This window comes from Nocardioides sp. WS12 (assembly GCF_014108865.1).
GTDB lineage: Bacteria > Actinomycetota > Actinomycetes > Propionibacteriales > Nocardioidaceae > Nocardioides.
This window is the reverse complement of the sequence record NZ_CP053928.1, coordinates 2,489,483-2,501,560: the sequence shown is the minus strand read 5'-3', so window position 1 is coordinate 2,501,560 and position 12,078 is coordinate 2,489,483. Positions and strand designations below refer to the sequence as shown.

Sequence of the window (12,078 nt, the reverse complement as noted above, 5' to 3'; positions counted from 1 at the left end):
ACCTGTCAAAGTGGTTTTCACCCATGACACGAACTGGTCGCTGCAGGCGGCCGTCGCCCTCGTGAACTCGGCCGTCGAGCCCGCGACGATGACGACCGTCGCGGAGCTGGACGACTTCTTCGGCGAGTACGGCTACACCGGCCGCCACGACGGCGACCAGGCCGAACTGGACGAGGTGCGCGCCGTCGTACCGCAGCTGCGGGCCCTGATGACGGCCGACCGCGACCGCGCGGTCGTGCTTCTCAATGCGATGTTGCTCGAGGCCAGTGCGCTCCCCCAGCTCCAGCGCCACGACGGACTCGACTGGCACCTGCACGCCGTCGGGCCGGACCGGCCGTTCGCCGAGCGGATCGTGGTCGAGACCGCGATGGCGATGATCGACGTCGTCCGGGCCGACGAGATGTCACGTTTCAGCACCTGCGCCGACGATGACTGCGAGGGCGTCGTCCTCGACCTGTCCCGCAACCGTTCCAAGCGGTTCTGCTCGGTCACCTGCGGCAACCGCAACGCCGTGGCGGCCTACCGTGCCCGCCAGGCCGAGACGGACGAGTAGCCAACGCCCGATGACGGGCGTGTGACATCTGGCGCCAGGGGCTGTTCAGGGCGTCGCCGGTGAGACAGGATCCCGAACATGACACGCATGCTCGGGCTGCGTCGGCGAACGCTCTGCGCCCTCCTCCTCATCCTCCTGGCCACCTCGCTCCTCCTCGTCGCGCCGCGGCCGCAACCAGCGTCGGCCGCCGCGCCGATCACGGTGGCGCAGGCCATCGCCACCCAGAACTCGTCGACGGCGACCGTTCGCGGGTACGTCGTCGGGCAGCCGACCGCGACCTCGACCGTCGTCCGAAGCAACTTCCCGAACGACTACGCGCTCGCACTGGCGGACTCCCCCAGCACCACCTCGACCGGGTCGATGCTCTACGTCCAGATCCCCTCGGCGTTCCGCGCGTCCTTCGGGCTCAAGACCAACCCGTCGCTGCTCGGCAAGCAGATCGACGTGACCGGCACCCTGGCGGCGTACTTCTCGCACCCCGGCCTCACCGGCAGCAGCGCGTTCGCGCTCGTCGGCACCAACCCGGACCCCGATCCCGACCCGGGCGACCCGAGCATTCCGGCGGGCTACTACGACCCCGCTGCAGGCAAGGCCGGCGCCGCGCTCGCGACGGCGCTCTACGGCATCATCGACGGCAACGCGCGCCTGACGTACACCCAGGTCTGGGAAGCACTGAAGGTCACCGACGCCGACCCGAACAACGCCGCCAACGTCATCGAGTTCTACTCCGGCCGTTCGGTCCCCAAGACCACCAACGGGGGCAACGCCGACGACTGGAACCGTGAACACACCTGGCCGCAGAGCCACGGCGACTTCGGTACGGCGTCCGGCCCCGGCACCGACCTGCACCACCTGCGTCCCGAGGACGTGACGGTCAACTCCACCCGCGGCAACAAGGACTTCGACAACGGCGGCTCAGCCGTCTCCCAGTGCTCGGACTGCTTCACCGACGCCGACTCGTTCGAGCCGCGCGACTCGGTCAAGGGCGACGTCGCCCGCGGCCTGATGTACATGGCCGTCCGCTACGAAGGCGGCGACGGCTTTGCAGACCTCGAGTTGAACAACCTGATCAACGGCACGACGCCGTACCTCGGCAAGATCTCCGTCCTGCTCGCCTGGCACGCCGCCGACCCGGTCACGGCCGCCGAGCGGGCTCGCAACGGCAAGATCTACGCCGACTACCAGGGCAACCGGAACCCGTTCATCGACCACCCCGAGTACGCCGAAGCGATCTGGTAGGTCGAGACCCTCAGTCGCCCAGGAAGCGCTGCAGCACGTCGAGGAAGATCTCGGGGCGCTCGGAGTGCAGCCAGTGGCCGGCGTCCTTGATGGTCACCTTGCGGTTGCGCGGGAACCAGCGGTCCATCGCGGCGTCGTACTCGGGCTTCACGTAGTCGGAGCGGCCGCCAGCCAGCCACAGCACCGGTCCGCCGTACGGCGGCCGGTCGGCCAGCTGCGCCTCGGGCCAGCCGCTGATGACCGGGAGGTCTCGCCCGAGCACTTCGAGGTTCATCTGCCAGCTCCAGCCGCCCGGCGCAGCCGGGTCGCGGCGGAGGTTCTGCAGCAGGAAGGACCGCACCGTCGTGTCGGGCACGGCCGGCTCGAGCAGACGGTCGGCGTCGGAGCGCTGCACCACCTGGGACAGGTCCATCGCCTGCATCGCGGCGATGTAGCCGGGGAACTCACGGCTCGCCTCGTAGTTGACCGGCGAGATGTCCGCGACGCAGAGCCGCTCGACGCGCTCCGGGTGCAGGAGGGCGAGGAACATGGCCACCTTGCCTCCGAGCGAGTGCCCCACCACCGTCGCCGGACCGTCGGGCAAGAGCTCGGCGACCTGGGCCGCCGCCTCGACGAAGTCGAAGCGCTCGGGCCACGGGGAGCGTCCGTGGTGCGGCAGGTCGACCAACAGCACCTGGTGCTTCTCGGCGACCTGCTTGGCGATCTGGGTCCAGTTCTTTCCCTGGCCGAACAGCCCGTGCAAAAAGACCACACGGCTCCCGGTCGTGCCGAGAGCCGTGTGGTGAAGCGTCACGCGTGAAGGCTACTTGGCGTAGTTGTGGAAACCCGCACCGGTCTTGCGGCCGAGGTCACCCGCGGCAACCTTCGCCTCGAGCGTCTTGGCCGGCTGGAAGCCCGGCTCGGCGAACTCGGTGAAGAGTTCCTTCTGGATCGCCAGCGACACGTCGTTGCCGACCACGTCGAGCAGCTCGAACGGGCCCATCGGCAAACCGGCGGTCTCCTTGATCGCGGCGTCGATGGTCGTCAGCTCGACACCCGACTCGCTGAGCGTCACTGCGTCGTTGAGGTACGGGAAGAGCAGCAGGTTCACGATGAAGCCCGCACGGTCGCCGGCGGAGACGCCGACCTTGCCCACGTTGGCGGTGAGCGCCCGAACGGTCTCGTCGACGTCGGCGGACGTCGCGGAGGTCGTGATGATCTCGACCAGCTTCATCACCGGTGCGGGGTTGAAGAAGTGCATGCCGATGACGTCCTGCGGACGACCCGTCGCGTCGCCCAGCTGCGTGATCGGCAGCGAGGAGGTCGTCGTCGCGAGGATCGCGCCCGGCTTGGTGATCTTGTCGAGGTCGCGGAACAGCTCGAGCTTGATCTCGAGGTCCTCGGCGATGGCCTCGACGACGATGTCGACATCGCCCAGCGCCTCGCGCTCGGTCGAGCCGGTGAGGCGGCCCAGCAGGTTCGCCTTGTCGTCCTCGGTGCCCTTGCCCTTGGCGATGGCGCGGTCGAGGTTCTTGGTGATGTAGCCGACGACGCCGTCGAGCTTGTCCTGGCTGCGGCCGACGTACACGACGTCGCACCCGGCCTGGGCGAAGACCTGGACGATGCCCGAGGCCATCGTGCCGGTGCCGACGACGCCGACCCGGGTGATGTCGTGCTTGAAGGTCGGGGTGGCGCTCTCACCGGCGGCCGCGGCCTCCTCGGCGAACGTGCGGCCGTCGGCGGCCAGCTTCTCCAGCAGGTCGGCCGGCTGGTGCAGGTGGTCGCCGGTCTCGGCGAAGCGGGCGGCCAGCAGGTCGCGGACCTGGGCGGCGCCGATCTCGTCGACGACGGTCAGCGGGCCCTTGGGGTAACCGCAGCCGAAACGCATCGCGGCGTCGATGTCGGTCACCGAGGCGTAGCCCGACTCGTAGGTGCGCACCGCGTGGTTGAGGTACGGAAGCACCAGCGTGTTGAAGATCTGCTCGCTCGAAGTCATGGCCCGGATTCTCGCAGTCGAAGGGGCCCGTGACTACCCGTCGGTAACAATCTGGACACAACGAGAGGGACATCACACGTCCGCTGGTCGAGGTCAGCCCCGCCGAGCCGACAGGTCGATCCTCACTACCTTCGAGCGAGACGTCTGGCCCCGCACCAGCGTGACTGCTGACTTCGGTACGCCGACCTCCCGGGCCAGCCAGCGTAACAACTCCTCGTTCGCCCGGCCGTCGACCGGTGGCGAGGCGAGACGGATCTTCAGTTCGGCACCATCGACGCCCGTTGGACCGACCACGTCGGTGCGCGAGGCGCCGGGCTGCACACGCACCGAGAGCAGCCAGGTCGCCGTACTACCGACCCCATCCGTCGACTCGGGACGCCACCACGGACGGTCGGGCTCGATCTCCACAACCCGGACTGTAGATTCATCGCCCGTGAGACTTGTCGTGGCACGCTGCCAGGTGGATTACGCCGGACGCTTGAGCGCACACCTGCCGATGGCGACGCGGGTGCTCATGCTCAAGTCGGACGGCTCGGTGCTGGTGCACTCCGACGGAGGCTCCTACAAGCCGCTGAACTGGATGTCCCCGCCGTGCACGGTGCGCGAGGGCAAGACCGACGACGGCCAGATCGAATGGACCGTGACCGCGAAGGCGGCCAAGGGCGCGACGCCCGACACGCTGCGGATCCTGATCGAGGAACTCCTCCACGACTCCTCCCACGACCTGGGCATCGACCCCGGTCTGCAGAAGGACGGCGTCGAGAAGCACCTGCAGGAGATGCTCGCCGACCACCCGGGCACCCTCCACGAGGGCCTGACGCTGGTACGACGCGAGTTCCCCACCGCGATCGGACCGGTCGACCTGATGTGCCGCGACGTCGACGGCCTGAGCGTCGCGGTCGAGATCAAGCGCCGCGGCGACATCGACGGCGTCGAGCAGCTCACCCGCTACCTAGAACTCCTCAACCGCGATCCCCTGCTGACCGGCAAGGGTGCGGTCCGCGGCATCTTCGCCGCCCAGGAGATCAAGCCGCAGGCGCGCGTCCTGGCCGAGGACCGCGGCATCACGTGCGCCGTGGTCGACTACGACGCGCTCCGCGGTCTGGACGACCCGTCCGACCGGCTCTTCTGACCGGACGAGATGTTGTCGGCCGCAATCCGCTCGATCGGCCAGATCAGACCCAGCCCGAACTCACCCACGACGCCATTTGTCTCCAGCAGCAGCACAACGAGGTCGTCGTCGAGACGCGGTCCCGGAGACTTGGCACGAGCGAATGGCCGCCTCTGTCAGGCGCCTTCATCGTTCAACGCCACGTAGCCGATCACTCGATCGAAGGAGGCACCCGCCAGGTCCGCGCCCTCGAACCGGACGCCGGTGAGGTTCGTGCGACCGTTGTCAGATCCCGTGTTGACGTACGAGAACCGCGCGTCTCTCAGATCAGCATCACGCAGGTCAGCGCCCGTCAGGTCGCACCCAGCAAAGGTCGCTCCACGTAGATTGGCGCCCCGAAGATTGGCGCCCGCGAACGAGCACATCTTGAAGAACGCGCGCATGGTTGCCAGCCGCAAGTCGGCTCTGCTGAGGTCGACGTGCTCGAACACCATTGCCCCCGCCACGACCGAGGTGAGGTCCGAGCCTGGGAAACTCTCATTGCTCACGACTCCGCGCGAGAGCGCCGCCCAGCGGGCGCGTGCCGATTGCGTCATGGCGACAGTCTGCCCTCGCTCCACGTCGATCCCGCGATGGGTTTTCCACACCTCTCCCCGCAATGTGCCTTGTACGGCCACCCTTGTCGGTCCCGACTGCAAGCGTGGCGACGTCGACCACACCCAAGGGAAGGAAGTCCAATGTCGTCTCCGAAGAAGGCCGCCCCCACTCCACACAGGTTCGACTGCGATCTCGCGTCGCTCGAAGGCATCACTGTCCTCGGCGAGTCAGCCGCCGTACTGTTCAGCGTGATGCTGCGGTTGGAGTTCGGGCCAGCGCGCGACGGCATGGCAGCGATGTCCGCAACCGTCCCAGCCAGCGAATCAGAAGCGCTCAAGCGAGCGATGACGCGGGCCGAGCGGGACGTTCCGGGCGACCGACGCACTCGAGGTCAACGAGATCACGATCGGTTCCTGACCGTCGTGGAGCGCGTCGGAGAAGTGATCGACGCTCTGGACCACCAACGCGGCGCGGCCTGAGTTGTTCCACGACCTGCGCAAGATCGCACTTGTGCACGGTTGTGGTCGCCGAACTGGCAGGATCTGACGTCACAACCGCGCATGTGCGCGATTGTTGACAGCGTTGCCGATCTGCCGCGCTACGTCCGACCACTGACCTCGGGAGTACGACGATGGCCACGATCTTCCACCTCGCGCTCGCCTCGGACTGGGCGGCTGCCCAGGAGTCGGGTGCGTACACGACGTCCACGCTGGGCCGGACGCTGGCGGAGGAGGGCTTCATCCACGCCAGCCGGGCCGATCAGTGGACGGCCGTGCGGGAGCGCTTCTACGGCGACGTGAGCGAGCCGCTGGTGCTGCTGCAGATCGACACCGACCTGCTCGACGTGCCCGTGGTCGAGGAGCCGGCTGTGCCAGGTGGAAGTGAGACGTTCCCGCACATCTACGGGCGGCTGTCCGCGACGGCCGTGGTCAAGGCGATCCCGCTGAGCGCAGCGGCCGAGGCGCCCGCGGCCGCACCTGTCGCGGCAGCGGCAGCGGCGGCCGTCGTACCGACGACGTCGGCGCAGCCGACCGAGAGCTTCTCGCGGATCTACTTCCGCGAGATGTTCTTCAACATGGCGATGCTCTGCATCGTCCTGGCGCTCGGCACGATCGGCGGTCTCCTCGGAGGCTGGATCGGCGGGCTCGCCGGGGTCGCCGCCGGCGGCGTCATCGCCGTGGTGCTCTACCGCCGCCGCCACGCCAAGCCGACGCTGGCCTGACCGCCAGGATCAGGCAGCGCCACCGGCCGCAGGCGGCGCGGTCGGGTCCGTGGCGCCGCCACCCTGCTCGCGAGCGACCCACTGCTCGATCGCGTTGATGTCGTCCTTGCTGCGGCTCACGACGGCGAGCAGGTCGTTCATGGTGGCGACCTCCTCGACCTGCTCCTTGATGAACCACTGCATGAACTGTTCAGACGCGAAGTCGCTCTCGTCACGCGCGATCCGGAGCAGGCCGTAGATCTGCTCGGTCACCTTCTTCTCCTGCGCGAGGGCGAGCTGGATCGGAGCCGTGATGTCGTCGAACACGGAGACCGGGGCGTCGACGCCAGGAATGGCGACGTCCGCATCGGTGTCCAGCAGGTACTGCACCATCATCATCGCGTGCTCGCGCTCCTCGAGCGCCTGGGCGTAGAAGAACGCCGCCAGCTGGGGCATCGTCAGCGAGTCGTAGTAGACGGCGCACGCGAGGTACTGGTTGTGCGCGGCGAACTCATTGCCGATCTGGGCGTTGAGCTGGTCGGTGAATCGAGGGGCAGCCATGCGACAACCCTAGCGAACCTCACGCGGCCTTCTGCAGGCCCTTCTTCGTGACCTTCTTGCCGTCCGCGCGCACCAGGACGCGCTTCTTGACGGTGTAGCCGGAGGGCAGCGTGCCTTCCTTGAGCATGCGCAGGGGGCAGCGGCCGCACTTCGACTTCGAAACGCAGCACTTGGTCTTGGGGAGCTTCAGCTTCCCCTTCTTGTTGCCCACGGAAAAAGGGTAAGCGATTGAGGCTAGGCAGACCTAACCAACGTGACCGGCGTCACGGTGTGTCGCAGGACATGTCCGACGCTAGGGTGCGGCGGTGATCGAGATCTGGCTGAACCCGTCGTGCTCGAAGTGCCGCACCGCCGAGAGCGAGTTGCAGGCGTCGGGCGTGGAGTACGTCGTGCGCCGCTACCTCGACGACCCGCCCACAGTCGCCGAGCTCGAGGACGTGCTCACCCGCCTCGGCCTGGAGCCGTGGGACATCGCCCGCACCGCCGACGCCTCCCGGCTCGGCGTCACCCTCCCGGCCCGCGACGCCGCGCACCGCGCGGAGTGGGTGACCCTGATGAACGCCGAACCGAAGCTCATCCAGCGACCGATCATCACCGCCACCGACGGTACGACGGTCGTGGGGCGCGACCCCGCGTCGGTCGCGAAGGTCATCGACGCGGGCTGATCCCACGGTCGCTGCGCGCGGCCTGCCCGGTCGGGCGGACAGTTCTGCCCCATGGACCGTTCCCTGAGTGGGACGATGCGGGAAGGATCAGTAGGACAACGGGCCTGACCGACGGGATGACTGGTGGCCGAACGGGTTTGCCGGACATGTGGCACGCCGGAGAACGGCGAGGCCGCCTTCTGTCATGTCTGCGACACGTACCTGGGCTGGAGCGTCACCACCAGCATCCCGGTGCCGCCGTCGGGCGGTGGCCCGGTTCTCCGCCTCCCCCGCCCACGCCGCCCGGGACCCGACCGGACACCCCGGTCCGGCCACCAGTCGACGCGCCCCGACGCGACCGTGTGCTGCCACCAGCGGCGTCACTGACACAGACCGAAGTGATCGTGTCGCCGGAGGCTCCGGCGATCTTCGAGGTGTCGATCAAGAACGATTCGACCATCGTCGACGCCTACGTGATCCACCTGGCGGATCCGCCGCCCTGGCTGACCCTCGTCCACAGCGAGAGCAACCTGTTGCCGGCCACCGTGCGGACCGTCGTGGTCACGCTTGCCGTGCGGCCGGGCGTGACGGCCATCGCCCAACGGGTGACGATGCCGATCCTGATCCGGTCGTCCACCGACCCGACGCAGGTCACGCCGCTGGAGATCGAGGTCGTCGTACCGCGGGCAGGGCCGCAGGCCCTCGCCAGCGCCCACCCCCAGGTGGTCCGCCTCGCCGACGTCGCCGAGGGCACGTTCACCGTGCAGCTCGACAACCGCGCAGCCAACTTCGACCGCCGCTACGTCCTCAGCGCCAGCGACCCGGAGGACGTCGTCCGCGTCGGGTTCATCCCGTCGACCATCGACCTGCCCGCCGGCGGGACGGCGGAGGCGACCGTCCGTTTCTCGGCCCCGGCGCCGCCGCCGGGCAAGGACATCTCCCGGCAACTGACGATCACGGCGACGGATCCCGAGGGCGCCGTGTCGGTCGCGGTCACCGTCGCGCAGAGCACCGCTGCGCCACCGGACAGCCTGCCGGTCCGGGTGCGACTCGAGCCGGCGGCGCCCGCGCTGGTCGACACCGGTACGACGGCCGTCAACGTCGTCCTCGACAACCGTGGCGGCCGCGCACTGGTGAAGTTCAACCTCAGCGGCCGGGATCCGGGCGGGAAGGTCCGGTTCCAGTTCGACCACACCCGGGTCGCCGTCCAGGCGGGCACCCTGGGCTACGTCCGCGTCGTCCTCGAGACCTCGCTGCCCGCGCGCGGCGCAACGGAGTCCCGCGCCTTCTCGGTCACCGCTGTCAGCGACGACGGCCAGGAGGCCGAAGCCACGGGCACGCTCGAACTCTCGTCCCGCCCCGACCCCATCACGTCAGCAGCGCTCCACGTCCACCCCGAACATCTGGCCACGAAGGGCCGCAAGGGCGAGTTCACGGTCGACGTGGACAACCGGCGGGGCGCCGAACCGCTCCACGTCCGGCTCAGCGGCGCAGACGAGTACGGCACGGCCCGGCTGGCCTTCCAGCCCGACGTCCTGCTGGTCCCGCCCGGGCAGGCGGCCCGTGCGGGGATGGTGATCGAACACGCCCGTCCCGCCGGCGGGGAGACCGCGTCGCGCCGGGTGCAGGTTCGTGCGACGTCGGCCACGGGCAGCATCGAGGCCGAGGCCAGCTTCACCCAGCACGCGGAGAACAACCGCCGTCTCTGGGCGGTGGTCACCGTGCTCCTCGGGGTCTGCGTGATCCTGCCCGGAATCATCCTGTGGGCGATGGCGCCCGAGTTCGACAGCAGCACCATCGAGTCCGCCGTGCGTCAGGTCGCCGACGAAGCGAACGCGGGCCAGATGCCCAACTCCGACGCCGTGATGACCACCGCGGCCGGCGCCCTGCTGGCACTGCTCGTCCTCAGCACGGCCCTGATGCTGCTGGGCCTGACCGGGGGCGGGCGCCTGGTGCGGACCGGCGCCATCGTCGCGGCAGCCTGCGGCGTCGGCGTCCTGGTGGCCAGCAGCGTCCCGATCGGCCTGCCGTTCGTCGTCGTCGGATCCGTCGTCGCGTTCGCCGGTGGCGTCATGCTGCGCCGCTGACCGCTGGTCTCCGTCAGAGGCCGTTGGCCTTGCGGATCACGTTGACGATGCCGCCCATGATCTCGGTCAGGCCGAAGTCCTTGGGCGTGTAGACAGCAGCGACACCCAGTTCCTCGAGGCGCTTGCCGTCAGACTCCGGGATGATGCCGCCGACGATGACCGGCACGTCGCCCATGCCCGCGGCCTTCAGGCCGTCGAGTACGGCGGGCACCAGCTCCATGTGCGAGCCGGACAGGATCGACAGGCCCACGCAGTGGACGTCCTCGGAGACCGCAGCCGCCACGATCTGCTCGGGAGTGAGGCGGATGCCCTGGTAGATGACCTCGAACCCGGCATCGCGGGCGCGGACGGCGACCTGCTCGGCACCGTTCGAGTGTCCGTCGAGACCGGGCTTGCCGACCAGCAGGCGCAGACGCCCGCCGAGCTCGTCACCGGTCGCCTTCACGGCGTCGCGTACGGCGGTCAGCTCGGCACCGGCCTCGGCAACGCCGACAGCTCCGGCCACGCCCGTGGGCGCACGGAACTCGCCGAACACCTCGCGCAGGGTGCCGGCCCACTCCCCCGTGGTCGCACCGGCGCGGACCGCGCGCAGGGTCACGGCCATCAGGTTCTCGTCGGTCTTGGCAGCCTCGGCCAGGGCCTGCAGCGCCGCGGCAACCTCTGCCTCGTCGCGCTGTTCCTTCCAGGCCTTCATCGACGCCAGGGCCGATGCCTCGGCCTGGGGGTCGGCGGCCATGATCGCGTCGTCGAGGTTGGCGGTCAGGGGCGACGCCTCGGTGGTCTCGTACTTGTTGACGCCGACGATGATCTCCTCGCCGGCCTCGATCCGACCACGCCGCGCAGCGTGCGCGGAGACGAGCTCGGACTTCATGTAGCCGGATTCAACGGCAGCGATCGCGCCGCCCATCGCCTGTACCCGGTCCATCTCGGCCTTCGCGCCGGCCACCAGTTCGGCGACCTTGGCCTCGATGACGTGGCTGCCGTCGAAGATGTCCTCGTACTCCAGCAGGTCGGACTCGAAGGCCAGCACCTGCTGCAGCCGCAGCGACCACTGCTGGTCCCACGGCCGCGGCAGACCCAGCGCCTCGTTCCACGCAGGAAGCTGGAGCGCACGAGCGCGGGCGTTCTTGCTGAGCGTGACGCCGAGCATCTCCAGCACGATCCGCTGGACGTTGTTCTCGGGCTGCGCCTCGGTCAGACCCAGGCTGTTGACCTGCACGCCATAGCGGAAGCGGCGCATCTTCGGGTCCTGGACGCCGTACCGCTCGCGAGTGATCTCGTCCCACAGCACATTGAAGGCGCGCATCTTGCACGTCTCCTCGACGAAGCGGACGCCCGCATTGACGAAGAAGGAGATCCGGCCGACGACCTTCTCGAAGTCGTCGTCGGACACCTGGCCGGAGGCCTTCACCTGGTCGAGCACGGCGATCGCCGTACACATGGCGTAGGAGATCTCCTGCACGGGCGTCGCGCCCGCCTCCTGCAGGTGGTAGCTGCAGACGTTGATCGGGTTCCAGTTCGGGATCTGGTGGACCGTGTAGGCGATCATGTCGGCGATCAGCCGCAGGGAGTGCTCGGGCGGGAACACGTAGGTCCCGCGCGAGAGGTACTCCTTGATGATGTCGTTCTGGGTCGTGCCGGCGAGCTGCTTGGCGACCTCGGCGGGGTCCACGCCGGGGTTCTGCTCCTCGGCGGCCACCTGGTACATCGCGAGCATCCACATCGCGACGGCGTTGATCGTCATCGACGTGTTCATCCCCGTGAGCGGGATGTCCTTGAAGAGCTTGCGCATCTCGCCGAGGTGCGGGACGGGTACGCCGACCTTGCCGACCTCGCCGCGCGACATGATCGAGTCGGGGTCGTAGCCGGTCTGGGTCGGGAGGTCGAACGCGACCGACAGGCCGGTCTGGCCCTTGGCCAGGTTGCCGCGGTACAGGGCGTTGGACGCCTCGGCCGTCGAGTGGCCGGCGTAGGTCCGCATCACCCAAGGGCGATCCTTGGCGTGCGAGGCCTTGTCGGGCGTGGCAGCAGCGTCAGGCATGGAGCTCATGAGCGAAGCGTAAGGCGATTGCTACCGCGAAGTAACGCCTGACCAGTGTGGGGTTGTGCA

Annotated in this window: 14 protein-coding genes; 7 read left to right on the top strand and 7 right to left on the bottom strand. The window is 68.7% G+C overall.

Annotated features, from left to right (window positions below; translation table 11 throughout):
* Positions 1-10 precede the first annotated feature (10 nt).
* Positions 11-553, top strand: coding sequence for a CGNR zinc finger domain-containing protein (locus HRC28_RS12135; protein WP_182380313.1), 543 nt, complete (start codon positions 11-13; stop codon positions 551-553).
* A gap of 78 nt (positions 554-631) precedes the next feature.
* A complete protein-coding gene (locus HRC28_RS12130) occupies positions 632-1,792 on the top strand; it encodes an endonuclease (RefSeq protein ID WP_202033321.1) in 1,161 nt (386 codons plus the stop codon).
* A gap of 10 nt (positions 1,793-1,802) precedes the next feature.
* On the opposite strand, the gene HRC28_RS12125 is transcribed toward HRC28_RS12130, so the two are convergent.
* From HRC28_RS12125 to HRC28_RS12115, 3 genes are all read right to left on the bottom strand, one after another.
* A complete protein-coding gene (locus HRC28_RS12125) occupies positions 1,803-2,585 on the bottom strand; it encodes an alpha/beta fold hydrolase (RefSeq protein WP_182380312.1) in 783 nt (260 codons plus the stop codon).
* A 9-nt stretch (positions 2,586-2,594) separates the two neighbouring features.
* Positions 2,595-3,767 carry a 3-hydroxyacyl-CoA dehydrogenase NAD-binding domain-containing protein gene (locus HRC28_RS12120; RefSeq protein ID WP_182380311.1) on the bottom strand — a complete coding sequence of 391 codons (1,173 nt, stop codon included), beginning with the start codon at positions 3,765-3,767 and terminating at the stop codon, positions 2,595-2,597.
* A 93-nt stretch (positions 3,768-3,860) separates the two neighbouring features.
* On the bottom strand, positions 3,861-4,175 hold the full coding sequence (locus tag HRC28_RS12115) for a DUF167 domain-containing protein (protein WP_202033319.1): 315 nt from the start codon (positions 4,173-4,175) through the stop codon (positions 3,861-3,863).
* Positions 4,176-4,200: 25 nt separating this feature from the next.
* Between HRC28_RS12115 and nucS the strand changes: the two genes are divergently transcribed.
* Positions 4,201-4,899: an endonuclease NucS gene (gene nucS, locus HRC28_RS12110; RefSeq protein WP_182380310.1), complete on the top strand. Its 699-nt coding sequence runs from the start codon at positions 4,201-4,203 to the stop codon at positions 4,897-4,899.
* 155 nt (positions 4,900-5,054) lie between these two features.
* On the opposite strand, the gene HRC28_RS12105 is transcribed toward nucS, so the two are convergent.
* Complete coding sequence (locus HRC28_RS12105) at positions 5,055-5,498, bottom strand: pentapeptide repeat-containing protein (RefSeq protein ID WP_237111812.1); 444 nt, start codon at positions 5,496-5,498, stop codon at positions 5,055-5,057.
* Positions 5,499-5,615: 117 nt separating this feature from the next.
* Here HRC28_RS12105 and HRC28_RS12100 point away from each other — a divergent pair, with 117 nt between their 5' ends.
* Entirely contained in the window at positions 5,616-5,954 is a 339-nt protein-coding gene (locus HRC28_RS12100) for a hypothetical protein (RefSeq protein ID WP_182380309.1), read from the top strand.
* 152 nt (positions 5,955-6,106) lie between these two features.
* Entirely contained in the window at positions 6,107-6,697 is a 591-nt protein-coding gene (locus HRC28_RS12095; RefSeq protein ID WP_182380308.1) for a DUF952 domain-containing protein, read from the top strand.
* A 9-nt stretch (positions 6,698-6,706) separates the two neighbouring features.
* Here HRC28_RS12095 and HRC28_RS12090 read toward each other — a convergent pair whose 3' ends face one another.
* A complete protein-coding gene (locus tag HRC28_RS12090) occupies positions 6,707-7,237 on the bottom strand; it encodes a ferritin (protein ID WP_182380307.1) in 531 nt (176 codons plus the stop codon).
* Between the two features lie 19 nt (positions 7,238-7,256).
* Positions 7,257-7,448, bottom strand: coding sequence for a hypothetical protein (locus HRC28_RS12085; protein WP_182380306.1), 192 nt, complete (start codon positions 7,446-7,448; stop codon positions 7,257-7,259).
* A gap of 94 nt (positions 7,449-7,542) precedes the next feature.
* Between HRC28_RS12085 and HRC28_RS12080 the strand changes: the two genes are divergently transcribed.
* Together HRC28_RS12080 and HRC28_RS12075 are read left to right on the top strand one after the other, a co-directional pair.
* Positions 7,543-7,902: an ArsC/Spx/MgsR family protein gene (locus HRC28_RS12080; protein ID WP_237111811.1), complete on the top strand. Its 360-nt coding sequence runs from the start codon at positions 7,543-7,545 to the stop codon at positions 7,900-7,902.
* A gap of 377 nt (positions 7,903-8,279) precedes the next feature.
* The gene (locus tag HRC28_RS12075) at positions 8,280-9,968 is read left to right on the top strand and encodes a hypothetical protein (protein ID WP_182380305.1); all 1,689 of its coding nucleotides are present in this window, start codon (positions 8,280-8,282) and stop codon (positions 9,966-9,968) included.
* 13 nt (positions 9,969-9,981) lie between these two features.
* On the opposite strand, the gene HRC28_RS12070 is transcribed toward HRC28_RS12075, so the two are convergent.
* Positions 9,982-12,009 carry a protein meaA gene (locus tag HRC28_RS12070; RefSeq protein ID WP_202033413.1) on the bottom strand — a complete coding sequence of 676 codons (2,028 nt, stop codon included), beginning with the start codon at positions 12,007-12,009 and terminating at the stop codon, positions 9,982-9,984.
* Between the last annotated feature and the right edge of the window lie 69 nt (positions 12,010-12,078).